Source organism: Arthrobacter sp. YN, assembly GCF_002224285.1.
GTDB lineage: Bacteria > Actinomycetota > Actinomycetes > Actinomycetales > Micrococcaceae > Arthrobacter.
In genome coordinates this window covers 547,760-566,563 of the sequence record NZ_CP022436.1, presented here as the reverse complement: position 1 = coordinate 566,563, position 18,804 = coordinate 547,760, and the positions used below count along the sequence as shown (strand labels likewise).

Genomic DNA, 18,804 nt, shown 5'->3' with positions numbered 1-18,804 from the left:
CCTTGACCTTGACGTAACGTCAACCCCTACTGTCGAAGAACAGGCACAGGACGGAGGACGTATGGACTGGTCAATTCAGGAAATCGCCAAAATCGCAGGAACCACCAGCCGCACGCTGCGTCACTACGACGACATCGGGCTGCTGAAACCAAGCCGGACCGGCCATAACGGCTATCGCTACTATGACGGTCCGGCCCTGGTCCAACTCCAGCGCATCCTCCTGCTCCGGGAACTGGGGCTTGGCCTCCCGGCCATCGCCGAAGTTCTGGATCGCGAGACGGACACCGTCAAAGCGCTGAGCGGCCATCTGGAATGGCTCGGGCAGGAGCAGGACAGGCTGACCCGGCAGATCGCGTCCGTCCGGCAGACCATCGACACATTGAAAGGGGATGGAAAGTACATGGCACAGAACATGTTTGATGGCTTCGACCACACTCAGTACAAGGACGAGGTGGAGGAGCGTTGGGGCAAGGATGCCTACGCCGCCGGCGATTCGTGGTGGCGCGGGATGAGCGCCGACGAAAAGCAGCAGTGGAAGGACCGCTCACAAAAGTTGGGCACGGACTGGATAACCGCCGCCGAATCAGGCGTAGCACCGGACAGCGCTGAAGCGCAGGATCTTGCACGGCGCCACGTCGAGTGGCTTCGCGGCATTCCGGGAACCCCGACGACGGCACCTGGCGGAGACGTCAAGGGTTACGTCACGGGACTCGGCGAGATGTACGTCGCCGACCCTAGGTTTGCCGCCAATTACGGCGGGGAATCAGGCGCGGCCTTCGTCCGGGATGCCCTGCGGGTTTACGCGGAAAAGAACCTCTAAACGGTCAGGATGCGCTGATCTGAGTTAGGCAATAGTCTGGCCGGATGGGTACAAGCACCGTCAAGTCCGGCGAACAGGTTGACCGACAGAAGCGCATTCTTGAAGCGGCACTGGAACTGCTGTCCCGCCACGGCATTTCGGGCATCAATATGCGCGCAGTGGCCCGTGAAGCCGGCGTCGCACTTGGCCTGGTGAATTACTACTACGAAGACAAATCGAGCTTGATCCGTGCGGTCCTCCACCAGATCGAAGAGCACGACCTCCTGCTGGTGGAGCCTTCACCCACCTCCACCCCGGACGAACAACTCCGCGAGTCTCTTCGTCGCGTTGCGGACCCAGGGCTCCTGACCACGCCGTATCTGTCCCTCCGCCTCCATTTGTGGGCTCTCGCCCAGGCACATGAGGACTTTGCACAGATCAATGCCGCAGCTTTTGACCGGTATCTCCAAGGGCTTGCGGCGTTGATCGGGAATGCCATTTCCGGCTTGTCTCCTGAAGAATGCAGGGAGCGGGCGGCCGACATTGTTGTTGTGCAGAACGGCATGTGGCTCACCACGCTGTTGGGCATCGACAAGGCCGCCATAGAGCGGGGCATTGCCCGCACGGAAGAGATCGCCTTCGCGCCGTCGCAGCGCTAAGCACCCCCTCCTACAAGGACATCTTGTCGATGGAGTACTCTTTGCTCGCGTAGATCCCGCCCTGAGGCAAGTTTGGATCATAATCCTCCGCCGCTCCCCATCGGGCTGCGTCATCCTCAGGAATGAACCCGACGGCGTCTCCCGCCTTCAGGTCCCACCACCGGCCGGTGTTCGCGGAGACGGCGTAAAAGACGGCGACGTGTTCTGCGGTGGTCATCGCGGCGAGGAAAGCCCGAACCGCATCTGACGGGCTAAGCCAGGTCCGCTGCTCGCGGGCGGAACCCGGTCGATGTTCGTAGCTGCCGATACGTACGGCGATGGTACTGATGCCAAATTTGTCCGCGTAGAGCCGGCACAGGGCTTCTCCCGCGACCTTCGAAACTCCGTAGAAGCCATCGGGACGGGGTGGCATGTCCGAGGAGACAGGATCGCCGGCGGAGTACATACCCGTCAATCGGTTGCTGCTGGCGTACACCACTCGAGGCACCCCGGCACGTCGGGCAGCCTCGAGAACGTGATACGTACCGACGATATTCACCTCCGCCAAGTCATGGAAATCCGCCTCATCAGGAATTCCCCCAAGGTGGATCACGCCATCCGCGTTTTCGAACAGCTCCACCAATGAGTTCAGGTCACTGAGATCCGCGGTCGCCACCACATCCTGCGGGGCCACCGGCGACACCGGGCGGATATCGGTGGACACCAGCTCAACCTGCATCTCGGCGAGGGCCGTCCGCAAGGCAGTTCCAATCGTCCCGGCCGCACCTGTAATGACCCAACGACTCCCCGCAACATCGACCATCCCCCAACCGTACTGCGCCTTCCCCCCCGCTGGCGGTTTCCGCTTCCGGTTGCAGAGACTTCTGAAAGACGACGACGGCGGCAGCACCGCCGTCGTCGGCCGTCTGTTACCGCGCGCTCGATCACCGACAACGATGTCCGACCGATCCAAGCCCTGGCAACCACCTGCAGACATCTCGAACGACCGTTGACTTGTCCGGTGGACTTATCGTAGCTTTCAACGCACTGACAACGTTGTCTAAGTGGGGATGGGCACGCGCGATGAAGGGCGACTTGGAAGAACATGACTAAATTCACGATCAGTAGGATGCGGGCAGCGACGTCTGCGTTGACGCTGGCGGGCCTGACGCTTTCGGGCATCATGGCCGGCGTGGCACCGGCTTCTGCAGCACCCGGGGTGGGAAGTGAGGACTTTCGACCTGCTTACCACTACACGCCGGAGAAAAATTGGATGAACGATCCCAACGGGATGGTTTTCCATAAGGGGGTCTATCACCTGTTCTACCAACACAATCCCTCCGGCAACACCTGGGGGAATATGTCGTGGGGTCACGCGACGTCGAAGGACCTGGTTCACTGGCAAGAGCAGCCTCTGGCCCTGTCCACCGACGCGCAGGAGGACGTGTTCTCCGGCAGCATCGTGGTTGATAAGGACAACACCACGGGCTTGGGGACCAAAGAAAACCCCGCCTTGGTGGCCGTCTACACCAGCGCTTACAAGGAAGCTTCCCCGCACCGGGGCCTTCAGGCCCAGTCCTTGGCCTACAGCTTGGATGATGGCCAGACGTGGACCAAGTACTCAGGAAATCCTGTATTGAACCGCAATTCTGCAAACTTCCGGGACCCCAAGGTCTTCTGGTACGACAACCCGTCCGGCGGCGGCTACTGGGTTATGACCGTCGTCGAATCGCAGGATCACAAGGTGCTCCTCTACAAGTCCGGCAACCTCAAGGACTGGACTGCCCTGAGCGAATTCGGGCCCGCCAACGCCACCGGCGGCCAGTGGGAATGCCCTGATTTGTTCCCGCTGGCGGTGGATGGGGATACGAACAACATCAAATGGGTCATGGTGGTCAATATCAATCCCGGCGGTGTCGCGGGAGGATCGGCCGGACAGTATTTCGTGGGCGACTTTGACGGCACCACGTTCACCTCCGAAACCACCGAACCAGTGGCCGAGGTCCCGGCCGGCACCGTCATGGCAGGCTTCAACGACGGCACCTACAACGGATGGACCTTGAACAACGAACCAGGCAACTGGAAGAACGGTCCTTTCGGTGACGCTCCCGCCTCCGGCTCCCTGCCCGGCCAGAGTCCGGTATCCGGGTTCGGCGGAACAGGACTGATCAACTCATTCAACGACGGCGACTGGCCACTGGGTTCCATGCAGTCACCAACCTTCACCGTGACCGACGACTACCTTAATTTCCTCATTGGCGGCGGCAAGCACCCCCGCGTCTCCGACAAGCTGGACAACACCCCGCCCCCGGGAGAGCTGAAGTTTGACGGCTTCGAGGTTCCCGACGGCACAACGCTGGCCAATGCAGGCTGGACTGGGACAGGCGACCTGACCCCCAATTTCCAGCCGGCCACCAGCGGCGGGGACTTCTACATCGGCGCCAAGCGCATCAACACCTTCGAAACAGGCGCCGTACCCGGTGATGACCGCCAAGGAACCCTGATCTCCCCCGAGTTCCCCATCACCAAGAACTTCATGTCCATGCTGGTGGGAGGCGGCAACCGAACAGCGGACTCAGGCCAGACCCTGGCCGTCCAGCTGCTCGTCAACGGCACTGTGGTCCGCTCCCTGGCGGGTGATAACGCGGGACTGCTGAACTGGAAAGGCTGGGATGTCTCGGAGTTCGCCGGACAGAAGGCACAGCTGCGGATCGTCGACGAAGCTACCGGCGGGTGGGGCCACATGACCCTTGATCACGTCATGCTTACTGACACAGCCGCCGTCGCCAGGTCCGATGAAGAAACGGTGAACCTGGTTGTCAACGGACAAGTGGTCCGTACCGCCACCGGCAACGACAGCGAAAGCTTGGATTGGGCCTCATGGGATACCAAGGAATTCGTTGGCCAGCAGGCACACATCAAGGTTGTCGATAACAACAGATTCGGATGGGGGCACATCCTCGCGGACGAGTTCACAGCCAGCTCCACAGCAGCGAAGTCCAAGCTGGAGTCTTACGACTGGTTGGACTACGGACGCGACTATTACGCGGCTGTTTCCTTTGCGAACATGCCCGATAACAAGAGGGTCATGTTGGGCTGGATGAACAACTGGGATTACGCCAACACCATCCCCACCAACCCGTGGCGCAGCGCCATGTCGTTGCCCCGGGAGGTACAGCTGACGCAGACACCCGATGGACCTCGCCTTGCCCAAAGCGTGGTCAAGCAGGTGGACAAGCTCGCGAAAAAGCCCAGCTATGCGGACATGAAGGGCGGTGCCATCAAGGCCGGAACAACCCCGCTGCCCCCTGCCGCTTCAGGTCAGGTCCAGCGTGTGGACATCACGTTCGCACCCGGCACGGCGAAAAAGGCAGGCATCACCGTGCTGGGCGACGGCAACTCCTCCACCGCCATCGGCTACGACTCCACCACCGGGAAGGTCTTCGTTGACCGCACGAAATCGGGAAACACCGCTTTCCACCCGACCTTCGCTTCAGTTGAGGACGCCCCTGTCGCACTGGACGAAAAGGGCAATGTCACTCTGCGGGTGTACGTAGACCGTTCATCCGTGGAAGTGTTCTCCGGCGATGGTCTCCGGACCATCACCGATCAGGTATTCCCGAACGCCGGCGCTGACAAGATGACCCTTTTCGCGGAGGGTGGAACAGCGCAACTGAAGTCCCTCACCGTGACCCCCATGGAAGGATCAATGTTCCTTCCCGGAAAGAAGTAACGCACCGCCCGTAGCGAGGGACGGCGGCCGGCTTTCGCCGGGCCGCCGTCCCTTGCTTTTACGGCTATGCCAGTGGGTTCAGCCAGGTCAGGGCGGAACCGTCGCCCTCTATGTGATCGGCAAGTTCGGCATTGAACTCCCGGCCGTAGTCGGCGACGATATGCTCCTGGAAGGCCTGCTCGTCCCGGTATACCTCGAAGACGAAGTACTCCCGCGGGTTGGCTTCCCGTGTGTACGGCAGGAACATCACGTTTCCCGGTTCGTTCCGGACGTGTTCCGCCAGCGTTGCCATCATTTCCGCGACGCGGGTTTCACTGCCTTCCTTGACGGTGAACTCTGCGTACAGTGTCTTGGTCATGGCCAGTCCTTTGCTCGGTTGGTTTCGGATCGTTCTGCTATCTGCCCGTGTCATCTTGAGGCCGGATTTCACCGGAACCCCGCTGTATCAGTTCAGTGGGGATGACATACGTCTGGGCGGGGCTCTCGTCGCCATCGATCCTGGCAAGGATCCGCTCTGCCGCAAGCTTGCCGATGCGTTCGGGATGCTGGGCGATCACTGTGATCCCGGGGTCCATCATGTCGGCCAGGGTGAAATCATCAAATCCAAGGAGGGCAACCTTGTGATGCAGTCCAAGGGCTTTCAGGGCCCGCATGGCTCCGAACGTCACCAGGTTCTGACTGGAAAAAATCGCCGTCGGCGGGTTCTCTGAGGTAAGCAGCTCGTGAGCCGCCCGACATGCGGTTTCCTCGTCATGCAGGTTCTCACGAACGGCGACGCCGGACGTGGAAATGCCCGCTTGTCCCACTCCATTCAGGAACCCTGTCCGGCGTCTCCCGGCAGTCTGAATGTCAGTCCGGTCGCCAAGGTAAGCCAGACGGGTATGCCCATGCTGGATGAGATGGGCCGCCGCCTTTGCCGCACCAATTTCGTTGTCAGTCACCACCGCGTCGGCCTCAATACCCACGGGCTCACGGTCAACGAATACCAGTGGCAGATCGCGGGAGTGCTCCGGAATCATGTACGCCTGGCTCTTGGCGATGGTCGTCAGCACCAGCCCGTCGACCCGACGGCCCAGGAAAGCTGAAATGAGTTTCCTCTCCCGGTCGGGATCGTCATCCAGGCTTGCAGCGAAGACGGCAATGCCGCGCACAGCCAAGGCGTCTTCCATGGCCCTGTGGATCTCGCCACTGAAGGGGTTGGAAACGCTCGGAAGCAGCAGGCCGATGGACTGGGTCTTGCGTCCGGAACGCTTCAGGCTGCCAGCCGTGATATCCAGTTGGTACTGCAGCTGTTCCGTTGCCCGCATGACCCGCTGACGGGTCGCCTCGGAGACCCCTGGCTCATCGTTCACTACGCGGGAGACTGTCTTGATCCCAACGCCCGCGAGATCGGCAACATTTTTCATGGTGGGGCGCTTGCGTCCGGAGTCGGACTGGTAACGATTAGACATCGTTGTCAACTTGCTGCTCCTCAACTCGATTTACTACTTGACTCTATCGTGTGAGCTTGCTTACATGTTCCATGACAACGTTGTCAGACGCAGAAAATGCGCCGCCAACAGCCACAAAACCAGGAGTTTCAATGTTGAGTTCCAAAGTAACTCGGTCCGCCCGGACCCGTTTTCTTGCCGCCGGCGCAGTCCTGACGCTCGGCGCGCTGAGCCTAACCGCCTGCGGAGGCAGCTCCTCCCCTTCATCCAGCGGGGGCTCCGATGAAAAGATCGGCGTTTCGCTGATCGTCAAGACCACCTCCAACCCGTTCTTCGTCTCCATGCAGGATGGCGCGAAGAAGGCCGCCGAGGCTGACGGCGTCGACCTTAAGCTTGCGGCCGGCAAGGCCGACGGCGACGAGGACACCCAGATCCAGGCCATTGAAAATGCAATCTCCAAGGGTGACAAGGGCATTCTGATTACCCCCAACGGTCCCTCAGTAGTGGATGCCCTGAAGAAGGCCAAGGACGCGGGTTTGTTCGTCATTGCACTGGACACCCCGCCGGACCCGGCCGACGCCGCTGACATCACGTTTGCCACGGACAACTTCAACGCAGGAGAGCTCATCGGCAAGTGGACCGCCCAGCAACTGGCGGGCAAGAAGGCCGTCATCGCCCTCATCGACCTCTTTGACGACAAGGTGGTCTCGGTGGACTACAACCGCGACCAGGGCTTCCTGACCGGCCTCGGCATCGACACCGCGGATAAGAAGAAGAACGGTGACGAAGCCAAGACGGGAACGTACACCGGCGGCAAGGGCGGCGACTACGAAATCGTCGGCAGCCAGGCTTCCCAGGGAGCCGAAGACGGTGGACGTACCGCGATGGAGACCCTGCTGGCCAAGAACCCCAATGTCAACGTTGTCTACACGATCAACGAGCCCGCTGCCGCAGGTGCTTTCGAGGCTCTGAAGTCCGCGGGCAAGGAAAAGGACGTCCTGATCGTCTCCGTTGACGGCGGCTGCTCAGGTGTGAACAACGTCAAGTCCGGCGTGATCGGCGCAACGGCGCAGCAGTACCCCGTCAAAATGGCCGAGCTGGGCGTAAAAGCCATCGTTGAGCTGGCAAAGACCGGCAAAAAGCCTGCCAACTCTGAGGGTCTTGACTTCTTCAACACCGGCGTCGAGCTCGTCACTGACAAGCCCGCCGACGGCGTGAAGAGCATCACCACCACCGAAGCATCCCAGATCTGCTGGGGCAAGTAACCCGTTCCGACGCGGGGAGACGCTCCAACCAGCGTCTCCCCCGCATACCCAGCAGTTATCAGAACATGGAAGTTCAGGAGCAACCTAAGTGACCCAGCAACAGACCGCCGGCCCCCCGAGCGCGGGGCATGCTGACCTGGCCGAGGAATTCCTTGACCGCCAGACGCCTCTCAGCAGAATCCGTAACCTCCTCCACCGATACCCAGCCCTCAGCCCGGCTATTGTGCTGCTGATCGCCGTGGTGGTCTTCGGGCTCCTCAATGATCGTTTCCTGCGCGTTGAGAACCTGTCCCTGATTACTCAACAGGTTGCCGTGGTGGGCACCCTGGCGATCGCCCAGACGCTGATCATCCTGACAGCCGGCATTGACCTCTCCGTGGGCGCGGTCATGATCCTGTCTTCAATGGTGATCGCCCAGCTCGCGGTCAGCAACGGCATTCCGGGGCCTGTTGCGCTGCTGGCCGGTCTCGTCGTCGGCCTTGGTTCCGGAGCATTAAACGGCTTCCTGGTCACAAGATTCCGGCTCCCGCCGTTCATCGTGACGCTGGGAACCTTGAACATCTTCATCGCTCTGACGCTGCTCTACTCCGGCGGAAGCACCGTGCGTGGCTCCGCCATGCCGGACATGCTCACCTGGCTGGGAAGCACCTTCCCGATCGGACCCGTCCGGATCTCCACTGGCGTGGTCATGATGCTCCTCCTCTACGTGGCCGTAGCGTTTATTCTGGGCAGGACCGCTTGGGGACGGCACGTCTACGCGGTGGGAGATGACAAGGAAGCAGCCCGCCTGGCCGGCATTCCCGTCAACCGCGTCCTGATGAGCGTCTACCTTGCCGCGGGCGCAGTCCTCGCCGTCGGCGCGTGGATCCAGATCGGCCGTACCAATGCCGCCAGCCCCAACGCCGGCGTCGACCTGAACCTGGACTCCATCACCGCCGTCGTGATTGGCGGCACCAGCCTTTTCGGCGGCCGTGGCTCGATCTGGGGTTCGCTGCTCGGAGCTCTGATCGTTGGCGTCTTCCGCAACGGCCTCTCCCTCGCTGGCCTGGACGTGCTCTACCAGACCCTCGCCGTAGGCATCCTGATCATCATTGCCGTATCCGTCGATCAATGGATCCGAAAGGTCAAGTCATGACCACCACAGATTTTGAAGCCCCCCGCACCGAAACCCGTGAGCCCATCCTCAAGGCCAGGAACCTCGTCAAGACCTTCGGCCGCGTCGTCGGTCTCGACGGCGTCAGCCTGGACCTCTACCCGGGCGAAGTTCTGGCCATCATCGGCGACAACGGCGCCGGCAAGTCCACGCTCATCAAATGCCTCACCGGCGCCGAAGTTCCCGACACCGGCGAACTCTTCGTTTCAGGACAGCAGGTTCACTTCAAACGGCCGCAGGACGCCCGCGTCCACGGCATCGAAACCGTTTACCAGAACCTTGCCGTTTCACCGGCCCTCGATGTCGCCTCGAACCTGTTCCTCGGCCGCGAAGAGCGGCTCCCCGGACCGTTGGGAAGCCTCTTCCGAATCCTCGACACCAAGGGCATGCGCAGGAAAGCCAAGGAAGAGCTGACCCGGCTGGGCATCTCCACTCTCCAGGACGTCACCGTTCCGGTCGAGAATCTCTCCGGTGGCCAGCGCCAAGCAGTCGCCGTGGCCCGTGCAGCGGCCTTCGGATCCAAAGTGGTGGTTCTCGACGAACCGACAGCTGCTTTGGGAGTACGCGAATCCAACCAGGTGCTCCAGCTGGTCCGGGACCTTCGCGACCGAGGGCTGCCGGTCATCCTGATCAGCCACAACATGCCTCACGTGTTCGACGTCGCAGACCGCATCCACATCCAGCGCCTCGGCAAATGCGCGGCAACCATCACCCCGCAATCCCACACGATGACCGACGCCGTCGCCATCATGACCGGTGCGGCCAAAGCCTAACGGCCACGCCGGACCTTCCGTCCGGGCCTTCCGTCCCATCGGAACCCCTTTTCTCCGTCCGCAGACCTGCCAACAGGTCTGCGGACGGACCCATACTTCCAACGTCCCACCGTTAGCCCGACGAAAGAACCGAGATGCGCAACCTTCACCCAAACGACTTCGCCCATAACCAACTGGACGTCCTCGTCATCGGCGAAGCCCTGGTCGATATTGTGAACACCCGGGAAGGAACCATCAGCTACCCTGGCGGTTCCCCCGCCAATGTCGCCTACGGCCTGGGCCGCCTCGGGGTACCGACCGGGCTCCTCACAGCGATCGGCGAGGACGAACACGGCACCGCCATCACCACCCACCTCCACAGCGCAGGTGTCCGGCTGCTTCCCGGATCAACATCCTTGGAGCGCACCGCCACGGCCACCGCAACGCTGGCAACGGACGGCTCGGCCAGCTACGAGTTCGACATCCGCTGGGAACTTGCACCCGTAGCACCGGCCACGATTCCGAAAGTCCTCCATACCGGATCCATCGCCACGTTCCTGGCCCCGGGAGCCGCCACCGTGCGTACCCTCCTGGAACAAAGCCACGACTCCTGCCTGGTCACCTACGACCCCAACATCCGCCCGGCCCTCCTTGGCAGCCATTCTGAAGCCAAGCAGATTTTCGAGGACCTGCTCCCCCTCACCGACGTCATCAAACTCAGTGACGAAGATGCGCACTGGTTGTACCCCGCATCCTCCCTGGACGACGTCGCCTCCCGGCTCCTGAATCATGGGGCCCGGCTGGCTGTCATCACCCGGGGCTCAGAAGGTGCACTCCTTGCTGCACCGGGGACACGCCTCAACGTCCCATCAGCGAAGACCCACGTTGCAGACACCATCGGCGCCGGCGACTCCTACATGGCCGCCCTCATCTTTGAACTGTTGGCCAGAGGCGAAAAGGCGTTTGCTGCACCAGCCCTCGAAAGCATCGGACAGACCGCAGCCTTGGCCGCAGCGATCACCGTCAGCCGGCCCGGCGCCAACCCCCCGACCTCCGACGAACTTCAAGCGCGGCTGGAAGGACTCAAACAGCAGCCGCTCGCCGCCGTATAGAACTCCCCATGGCACTGCTGCGGGACGACGCCTACGATGGCAGTGGACCGCTCGGTCCCTTCAGTCACTTTTTTGGGGAAAAGGACCTTACCCATGCCGTTGCCGCGACCTGCCGCCGACCATCCACTTCAGAGAACACGGCAGGGGGTGTGGGCCATCCTGGCGGCTGTCGCTTTGGTGGCCGCGGGTCTCTTCGCCGGGATCGCGCCCGCCTCTGCCGCGACCTACACCTTCAAGGGAGTGGTCAAGGGAAAGCTGACAGCCACCGCAACGGCCACTGCGCTGGGCGACGTGTGGGTGGGTGCGTATACCAATGACGACCGGGCCGACTTCGTTGCCGGTGCATGGTCCGCTCCCGATGGCTCCTACAGTTTCACCGTGCCAGCGTCCGGCAGTTACAAGATATGGACCACCTGCAGCAGCGGACCCTGCTCCGCCACGTACGCCTCCGAGTGGAACTCAAACCAGTCCAGCTCCTACGGTTCGACGCCGGTTGCCGTCACCGATGCTGCTCCCACCACCACGTACAACCCGCAGTTGGAAGCCTTTGGCAGCATGAGCGGCCGGGTCACCAACAAGGCCGGCCAGCCGCTGACAGCGGTGTCCGTTTCAGCCTCACCCAACAACGGCGGACAAGTGAGCAGCACCAAGCCCGATGCCAACGGCTACTTCACCCTCACCAAGATCCCGCCCAACCAGGCCTACATCAGTGTCCGGGACGAGTCGGGCCAGCGCCTCTACCTGGAGCAGTACTGGACCGGCACGGGCACCGTGGACACCTACACGGTGGCTACCGTCCCGGCCGGAGTCGCATGGACCAACGTGAACTTCGTCCTCAAGGATGAAACCCTCATGGAAGCCACCGTCGTCGATCCGGCGGGTGCGCCGATTGCCGACGTCGGGTATATCCCCTGGGTCTACAACGACGCAACGGCAGCCTGGGAGGGACCCCAGATGGGCCCGCTCACTTCGAATGTGCAAGGAAAGATCTACTGGCGAATGACAGTGGGCAAGAAATACAAGCTCTGCGTCTCGGACACTGTCTATGAAGGCACGCCACGCGACAAGCGGTACAAGGCCGAGTGCTACGACAACACGGCCACCAAGGACACGGCAACCGTTTTGACAGCAACTGCTGCCGGCCAGCGGGTAAAGCTGACCATGCAGCTGGACGTTGCAGGGCTGTCGCTGACACCTGACCGGCCGTACGTTTACGGTTCTGCCCAGGCAGGACAGAAACTGACCGTCGATCCCGGCGTTTGGGGACCGTCTCCGGTGACCCTCGCCTACCAGTGGCAGCGTTCCAAGGACAACGCGGCCCTCCAGGACATTCCCGGCGCCACCACCACTGTCTACACCCCCACCGCCGCTGATGCCGGGTACGACATCTGGGCAAAGGTCACCGGGACCAAGACCGGATATGCCCCGCACACCACCTCGGTTCACGGCGGCAAATCCGGTGCCGAGGCTGTCACGTCGTCCAAGCCCTTCACCCTGCTGGGCACGCCCAGCGCCGGGAACACCCTGACCGTTGACCACGGCACTTTGACCCCCGCCCCTGATTTTGGCCCCTATTACGACTGGTTCGTCAACGGTGTCCAGGACTACAGGACAAACGGGCCCGCGTTCCTTCTGCAAACCTCCGACGCCGGCAAAAAAGTCACCGTACGACTCAGCGTCCACGACTGGCCGCTCCAGCCCTACTACGGCCAGGCCTCTGTCACAGTTGCGGCGGGCACGTTGACCGCGCCGGTTCCCACGGTGACGGGAACGGCGAAAGTCGGCTCGGTCCTCACGGCGATTCCCGGTGCATGGGGCCCTGCCCCTGTGACGTTGGCTTACCAGTGGTTCCGGAGCGGCGTCGCGATCACAGGTGCCACGGCAGCTACCTACTCGCTGGCTGCCGCGGATCTAGGTAAGACCATGACCGTTCGGGTCACGGGCACCAAGGCGGGGTTTACGACGGCGGCGAAGACTTCCGCTGCAACTGCAGCCGTCGCGGCGGGCACGTTGACGGCACCGGTACCCACGGTATCGGGGACAGCCAAGGTTGGTTCGGTGTTGACGGCAGCTCCCGGGACGTGGGGACCTTCCCCCGTGACGTTGACCTACCAGTGGTTCCGGAGCGGCGTCGCGATCACCGGGGCTACGTCAGCTACCTACTCGCTGGCAGCCGCCGATCTGGGTAAGACCATGACCGTTCAGGTCACGGGCACCAAGGCCGGGTTCATGACGGCGGCGAAGACTTCCGCTGCAACTGCGGCCGTAGCGGTGGGAACGTTGACCGCGCCGGTGCCGACGGTGACCGGGACAGCGAAAGTTGGTTCTGTGCTCACGGCGGTTCCCGGGGCATGGGGACCAGCTCCCGTAACGCTGGCGTACCAGTGGTTCCGGAGTGGCGTCGCGATCACCGGGGCCACCTCAGCTGCCTACACGTTGGCAGCCGCCGACCTGGGTAAAACCATGACCGTTCAGGTCACAGGCACGAAGGCCGGATTTACGACGGCGGCGAAAACCTCCGCAGCCACTGCCGCCGTGGCGGTGGGCACGTTGACCGCGCCGGTGCCGACGGTGTCCGGGACGGTGAAGGTTGGTTCGGTCCTCACGGCTGTGCCAGGCGCGTGGGGTCCTGCCCCTGTGACGTTGGCATATCAGTGGTTCCGGAGTGGCGTTGCGGTGACGGGTGCTACTTCAGCTACCTACTCATTGGCTGCCGCTGATCTGGGCAAGACCATGACCGTTCGGGTCACGGGCTCAAAGACCGGATTCACGACGGCGGCCAAGACTTCCGTAGCGACTGCTGCCGTGGCGGCGGGCACGCTGACCGGGCCCACTCCCACTGTCGCGGGCACCGCAACGGTAGGCAGCACGCTCACCGCGACCCCCGGCGTGTGGGGGCCGGCTCCGGTGACGTTGACCTACCAGTGGTTCCGCGGAAGCACCGCCATTTCGGGCGCCACCGCCCAGACGTACAAACTGGTCGCCGCGGACAAGGGAAGTGCCATCAAAGTTCGCGTGACAGGCACCAAAACTGCGTACACCGCACTGGCCCGCTACTCAGCTGCCACTGCCCTGATCGGCTGATCATCAGCGGCGGAGCTAACTGACGTTAGTGACGGGATTTAGGAGACGACGACGGCGGCAGCACCGCCGTCGTCGTCTTCCTGTCGGGACTCGATCAAGGGGTACGAACCCGATGAGGAGGCAGAGATGAACATGCCCGATGCTTCACGGCTCGCGCAGCTTGGAGAGACACTTGCTCGATGGCAGCTGGATGGCGGCCCCGTCCACCTGCATCCTGAAGACCTTGGCTGGTATTCGCGGCTCGGCGCCGACGAGACGGCGTCAGCGATACGGATCTCTCCGCACCAGTCCAGCCAGCCTGCACCCTGATCGAGACCATCGACGAGGACCGGGCCGGAGAATGGGTGGGCGTGCACCGGGATCATCGTGGGCGCGGGGTTCGTCCTTGCCACGCCTGTTCGTGGACATGTCACGCGGTGACCATTAGCCAGGCGACTTAACTCGTTTACGGCGACGCTAACCCGCGCACAGTGAGGGAGCCTTTCGGAGCTATCCCTTATCTGCGATTTCCGTGGCACCTCGTCGGGACCTAATGATTGCCAGTCCGATAACGCTGCCTGCTGCTGCCAGGAAGAAGAACAGCACCAGGAGTGGACCCGACATCCCCGGGAAGAGCGGGTTGCGACCGGTCAGGAAGATCGAAGCCAACAAGCCCACCATCGACATGCAGAACATCAAACCCAGTGCTTTCTGCATGCGGCTCTGACGAATCAGCAGTGACTTGTTTGTAGTAGCCATGGATATACCTTATCGAACTGTTTGGTGACTAATTGAGAGTCCCACTTCCTTGAAACCGGAGCGCTCGATGGCAGGCCGGTGTCCGTAAGAGGGTCCTTCTCTGGACGTTGAATCAATCCGTGGAGGATCAACTGCGGCGTGAGTGCTCCAGCTTTCGGTCACAAGCACTGAAGAACAACGGGCTACGCTGGGCGGGTGCAAATTCGAGCCGTGCTCTTCGATCTGGACAACACTCTGTTCGATCATCCGTCATCCGCCCGTGCCGGCGTGGACGCTTTCCTTCAACACCTTGGAACAGAGCCTTCCGACGAACTGACTCGTTGCTGGTTTCACATCGAGGAAGTCAATTACAACCGGTTCCTCGCAAAGGAACTCACTTTCCAGGAACAACGCCGTGAGCGACTCCGCCAGTTCCTCCCGTTAGCCGGACTCTTAGTCCCCAAACGGACACCCGAATCGATGAGCTATTCACCACCTATCTTGAGAACTACGAGAACGCCTGGATCGCCTTTCCAGACGCGGCGCCGGCATTGAAGAGCCTCCGAGTCATCGGCATGCCAGTGGGCGTCATAACTAACGGGAACCACGACCAGCAAACGTCCAAAGTCAAGAGAATAGGGCTTGCACCTCTCCTGGACCGGGTATTCAGCTCCGAACTTACGAACCACGCCAAACCGGCACAAGAGGCGTTCTTACAGCCCTGCAGAAGCATGAACGTTTCGCCGACCGAGACCCTTTATGTCGGAGATAACTACCGGGTCGATATCGAAGGAGCCCGGAACGCGGGGCTAAAAACCCTCCATCTTAACCGCAAGGGCCCAATGCGGAAGGGGACCATCCATAGCCTTGCGGAATTGCCTCTTCGCCTCGTCGAAGGATCCCTTTAACTTGGCCGATGGGCGAAATGTCCGGCCACTGCGTATCTTGATTTCGAGCGCTTAGCCGGAGAAAACGGCCTCTCCCGGAGGCTAGGCTCTATGCCATGATGACCAATGAGCGACTTGAGCCCCTGCTTGAGCAGTACGACTGGGCGACGGAACGACTCCTCACTCGCCTCGCCGGGCCTACCAGCAACTCGGGTGATGGCAGCGACGTCGACGTACCGGTACTGACGGACGCCGAGTACCTCTGGGAACCGGTCGACGCATGCTGGTCGGTGCGGAGGCGCGCCGATGGGCCCGGACCGGGCGCCATCAAGCTCATCGGCGCGGGTGAGTGGGGGCGAGACGGCGCCCCCGAAAGTCCGTGGCCTCCGCCCGTAACGACGATCGCCTGGCGGCTTGACCACATCTCCGAGACGCTGTTGGGCCGAACCAACTATCTCGGGGGCGACCGAACGTTCGATAGAGCGATGTACGAATCACGACCAGATGCTGCCGGCGCCATCGAAAGGTTCCGTCACGCTGCAGCCGACTGGCGCCAGGTACTACTAAGTGTCGATGAGTCCGACTATGACCGGATCGGGCTCAGCAGCTACCCGTACGGCAGCGATGCCGAGGAGACCTTTCCGACGATCGTATGGTGGGAGAACCAGGAGATCCTGCACCACGGAGCCGAGATCGCGCTGCTCCGCGACCTCTACGTTCACCACGTCCAATAGCCACGAGCACGCACCGCAGACAGCTCAGCCAACAGAGTCTCTACAGCGTCGAGTGGATACAGAGGACTACGTCCGCGGTGCATAGCGGTGCCCGAAAGACGATGGTCCATGTGGCGTCCAAGCGCCCGCGTGGGGATCCCTTACCCCGCATGTCTCGTTACTGGGTCAAAACGAACGAACCGGCGAATATTTGGCCTGCCCGGCCGAGTGCACCACAGGCTTACGGACAAGCAGTTGCTTCTGTGAATCGTGAGAACATCATTAAGTGACCGACAGTACTCCGCTTGAACTGCCGCCTCTCTACGAGTCCCTGACCTGGCTTACCCCGCTCTCCGAAGAACGCGCTGCACACCTTGTGGCGTTCTTGTCCGACCCGGCGCCGGCTGAGGTTCTGGACATGGGGTGTGGATGGGGTGAACTACTACTTCGGGTTTTGACGTCGGCCCCGCAGGCACGGGGACGCGGCGTGGACAGTGCCTCTGTGTCCATCGACCGAGCGAGGCAACAGGCAATGGCTCGGGGGCTGCTCAATAGAGCGACGTTTGATTCGATGCCTGGGATGGAAGCCCAGCATCGCCTCGCAGACGCTGTCATCTGCATCGGCGCGAGCCAGATTTGGGGGCCGCCGGTAGAGGACGCGCAGCCGCTCGACTACGCCGCAGCCCTGTGTGCCCTTCGAGCCCTGGTGCTTCCCGGCGGCCGGCTCGTCTACGGCGAGGCGATCTGGTCAGCAACACCTCATCCGGCTGCCACTGCCCCTCTGGCTGGACGTGATGACGAGTTCCTGACAGTAGATGCGTTACGCGAGCAGATCCGCGCCGCTGGTTTTGAGGTGGTGGACGACGACCAGGCAACCGTTCAGGAGTGGGACGTCTTCGAGGCCGGGTATCGCGACAGGTTTACCCGTTGGCTGGAAGCACATGATGACGACCATCCCGCCGCAGAGCAGGTTCGTCGGCAATATGAGGAACAGCGCGCTGCATATGAAGAGGGCTACCGAGGCGTACTCGGGATGGCGTATTTCTGCCTAAGGGGATAGGAGTCCATTGCGACTCACCGTCACGTGGCGCACAGACATGCTGGCGTTCCACCAGGTGATGGCTCAACGGACGCGTTACATTCGGCTTACTTAATCCTGCCGTCGATTGGAGCTCAACTTGCTACCCGCAGCCAGCGTCTGGGCCTTCGCCCTTGCGTCGTTCGCAATCATCGTCGTCCCGGGTCCAAGCGTGCTCTTCGTGATCGGACGCTCGCTCGCCCTCGGACGAAAGAGCGGCGTCCTAAGTGTGCTCGGCAACGCCCTCGGCATGCTCCCCGCCGTCGCCCTCGTGTCCCTCGGCGTGGGTTCCATCGTCGCTGAATCGTTGGTCGTCTTCACAGTCATCAAGTTCATCGGTGCGGCCTACCTGGTCTATCTCGGCATCCAAGCCTTTCGTCACCGCAAGGACGACACCGACACCTCCTCCACAGCCAAGGCTCCGCCGTCCTCTTTCCGGCTCCTACGCGAAGGATTCATAGTCGGCGTGACCAACCCCAAGACCATCGTCTTCTTCGTCGCAGTCCTCCCCCAATTCGTCGACTACGCCCACGGCGCCATCCCCCTCCAAATGGCGGCCCTCGGAATGATCTTCTTCACGATCGCCCTCGCCAGCGACACCATTTGGGCCATCACCGCAGGCACCGCGCGCGCCTGGTTCGCCCGAAACCCGAAACGTCTCGCCCGCATGAGCGCCGGCGGTGGCGTCATGATGATCGGCCTCGGCGGAAGTCTCGCCCTCACCGGCAACAAAACATAAGCAGCTCAAAAGGCACGGCCCAGCTCGCATCGTCTCGACAAACTGCGCATTGGAATTTCGTGACGCGGCCTATCCGGACCATTGGCCGGTCAAACCTTCCGGCAAAGGATCCCTCACCGGACGTCCGTCTTCTGAGGAAGACGTTTTCGGGAAGAACTGGACAGCTCTTGGACACCGGCTGCGCGTGAACGGTGGGCGGACTCGCCCCAGTGGGCGGAGTACACGGAGCGTTCTGCCGCGCGCACTGCAGAGGACTGGCGCGTCATTGCCCCGGTCATGCAGTCCGCCGCTGAACGCTTGGCCTAGGCAAAACGAGATGCCGCCCTTAATCCGTTCAGGGTCCTTCTATTCAGCTAGTCACGGTAGGCGTGCGCCAACGTGGATTGCCGTCTGGCCTGGGCTGACCTGCTTTGCCCGGCCCGCTTCTCTCGCCGGTCGATCACGACCTCGTTGATTGAGAATGGGATCAGGACGATCAAAGGCAACAGGATTCCCTGCCAGAAGGGCCATAGAGAGAGCACAAGCGGGAGGAAGGAAGCGACGAACAAGACGAAATGTGCGTATCGGTACCACTTCATGTCATTCCGTCCTCTCGATGATGGTTGCCATTAGGATCCACAGTCCCGGCGGGGCCCCGGAGGACGGCTTCTGGATTGTGTGGTGCCACTCCTTTAGCAGCCTAGCGGCGTCACGTTGGAATTCGA

Annotated in this window: 18 protein-coding genes; 14 read left to right on the top strand and 4 right to left on the bottom strand. The window is 61.8% G+C overall.

What is annotated here, in order from left to right:
- The first annotated feature begins 61 nt into the window (after positions 1 to 61).
- Together CGK93_RS02720 and CGK93_RS02715 are read left to right on the top strand one after the other, a co-directional pair.
- Positions 62 to 820 (top strand): MerR family transcriptional regulator, encoded by a 759-nt coding sequence (locus CGK93_RS02720; RefSeq protein ID WP_089593493.1) that lies wholly within the window; start codon positions 62 to 64, stop codon positions 818 to 820.
- A gap of 44 nt (positions 821 to 864) precedes the next feature.
- Positions 865 to 1,458, top strand: coding sequence for a TetR/AcrR family transcriptional regulator (locus CGK93_RS02715; protein WP_089593492.1), 594 nt, complete (start codon positions 865 to 867; stop codon positions 1,456 to 1,458).
- Positions 1,459 to 1,468: 10 nt separating this feature from the next.
- On the opposite strand, the gene CGK93_RS02710 is transcribed toward CGK93_RS02715, so the two are convergent.
- The gene (locus tag CGK93_RS02710) at positions 1,469 to 2,260 is read right to left on the bottom strand and encodes an NAD-dependent epimerase/dehydratase family protein (protein WP_089593491.1); all 792 of its coding nucleotides are present in this window, start codon (positions 2,258 to 2,260) and stop codon (positions 1,469 to 1,471) included.
- A 306-nt stretch (positions 2,261 to 2,566) separates the two neighbouring features.
- Here CGK93_RS02710 and CGK93_RS02705 point away from each other — a divergent pair, with 306 nt between their 5' ends.
- Entirely contained in the window at positions 2,567 to 5,170 is a 2,604-nt protein-coding gene (locus tag CGK93_RS02705) for a GH32 C-terminal domain-containing protein (RefSeq protein ID WP_089593490.1), read from the top strand.
- Positions 5,171 to 5,234: 64 nt separating this feature from the next.
- Here the strand turns inward: CGK93_RS02705 and CGK93_RS02700 are convergent, their stop codons facing one another.
- Together CGK93_RS02700 and CGK93_RS02695 are read right to left on the bottom strand one after the other, a co-directional pair.
- Positions 5,235 to 5,528: a putative quinol monooxygenase gene (locus CGK93_RS02700; RefSeq protein WP_089593489.1), complete on the bottom strand. Its 294-nt coding sequence runs from the start codon at positions 5,526 to 5,528 to the stop codon at positions 5,235 to 5,237.
- A gap of 37 nt (positions 5,529 to 5,565) precedes the next feature.
- Positions 5,566 to 6,576 carry a LacI family DNA-binding transcriptional regulator gene (locus tag CGK93_RS02695; RefSeq protein WP_089597135.1) on the bottom strand — a complete coding sequence of 337 codons (1,011 nt, stop codon included), beginning with the start codon at positions 6,574 to 6,576 and terminating at the stop codon, positions 5,566 to 5,568.
- 176 nt (positions 6,577 to 6,752) lie between these two features.
- Between CGK93_RS02695 and CGK93_RS02690 the strand changes: the two genes are divergently transcribed.
- The 6 genes from CGK93_RS02690 to CGK93_RS23420 all read left to right on the top strand — a co-directional run bounded on the left by CGK93_RS02690 (position 6,753) and on the right by CGK93_RS23420 (position 14,275).
- Positions 6,753 to 7,865, top strand: a complete 1,113-nt coding sequence (locus CGK93_RS02690; protein WP_089593488.1) for a substrate-binding domain-containing protein — start codon at positions 6,753 to 6,755, stop codon at positions 7,863 to 7,865.
- An 88-nt stretch (positions 7,866 to 7,953) separates the two neighbouring features.
- Complete coding sequence (locus tag CGK93_RS02685) at positions 7,954 to 9,000, top strand: ABC transporter permease (protein ID WP_089593487.1); 1,047 nt, start codon at positions 7,954 to 7,956, stop codon at positions 8,998 to 9,000.
- Positions 8,997 to 9,791, top strand: coding sequence for an ATP-binding cassette domain-containing protein (locus CGK93_RS02680; protein WP_089593486.1), 795 nt, complete (start codon positions 8,997 to 8,999; stop codon positions 9,789 to 9,791). Before CGK93_RS02685 ends, CGK93_RS02680 begins: the two co-directional genes overlap by 4 nt.
- Positions 9,792 to 9,925: 134 nt before the next feature.
- Positions 9,926 to 10,882, top strand: a complete 957-nt coding sequence (locus CGK93_RS02675; RefSeq protein ID WP_089593485.1) for a carbohydrate kinase family protein — start codon at positions 9,926 to 9,928, stop codon at positions 10,880 to 10,882.
- Positions 10,883 to 10,975: 93 nt separating this feature from the next.
- On the top strand, positions 10,976 to 13,966 hold the full coding sequence (locus CGK93_RS23425) for a carboxypeptidase regulatory-like domain-containing protein (RefSeq protein WP_157731581.1): 2,991 nt from the start codon (positions 10,976 to 10,978) through the stop codon (positions 13,964 to 13,966).
- 126 nt (positions 13,967 to 14,092) lie between these two features.
- Entirely contained in the window at positions 14,093 to 14,275 is a 183-nt protein-coding gene (locus CGK93_RS23420) for a hypothetical protein (RefSeq protein WP_157731579.1), read from the top strand.
- Positions 14,276 to 14,455: 180 nt separating this feature from the next.
- Here CGK93_RS23420 and CGK93_RS02655 read toward each other — a convergent pair whose 3' ends face one another.
- Positions 14,456 to 14,704, bottom strand: coding sequence for a hypothetical protein (locus CGK93_RS02655; RefSeq protein WP_089593483.1), 249 nt, complete (start codon positions 14,702 to 14,704; stop codon positions 14,456 to 14,458).
- 455 nt (positions 14,705 to 15,159) lie between these two features.
- Between CGK93_RS02655 and CGK93_RS24545 the strand changes: the two genes are divergently transcribed.
- From CGK93_RS24545 to CGK93_RS24540, 5 genes are all read left to right on the top strand, one after another.
- Positions 15,160 to 15,591: an HAD family hydrolase gene (locus tag CGK93_RS24545; RefSeq protein WP_089593482.1), complete on the top strand. Its 432-nt coding sequence runs from the start codon at positions 15,160 to 15,162 to the stop codon at positions 15,589 to 15,591.
- 95 nt (positions 15,592 to 15,686) lie between these two features.
- The gene (locus CGK93_RS02645; RefSeq protein ID WP_089593481.1) at positions 15,687 to 16,304 is read left to right on the top strand and encodes a DinB family protein; all 618 of its coding nucleotides are present in this window, start codon (positions 15,687 to 15,689) and stop codon (positions 16,302 to 16,304) included.
- Positions 16,305 to 16,569: 265 nt separating this feature from the next.
- Positions 16,570 to 17,343 (top strand): SAM-dependent methyltransferase, encoded by a 774-nt coding sequence (locus CGK93_RS02640; protein WP_157731577.1) that lies wholly within the window; start codon positions 16,570 to 16,572, stop codon positions 17,341 to 17,343.
- Positions 17,344 to 17,461: 118 nt separating this feature from the next.
- A complete protein-coding gene (locus CGK93_RS02635) occupies positions 17,462 to 18,100 on the top strand; it encodes a LysE family translocator (RefSeq protein WP_089593479.1) in 639 nt (212 codons plus the stop codon).
- A gap of 156 nt (positions 18,101 to 18,256) precedes the next feature.
- Positions 18,257 to 18,406 carry a TipAS antibiotic-recognition domain-containing protein gene (locus CGK93_RS24540; protein ID WP_157731965.1) on the top strand — a complete coding sequence of 50 codons (150 nt, stop codon included), beginning with the start codon at positions 18,257 to 18,259 and terminating at the stop codon, positions 18,404 to 18,406.
- The last annotated feature ends 398 nt before the right edge of the window (positions 18,407 to 18,804 follow it).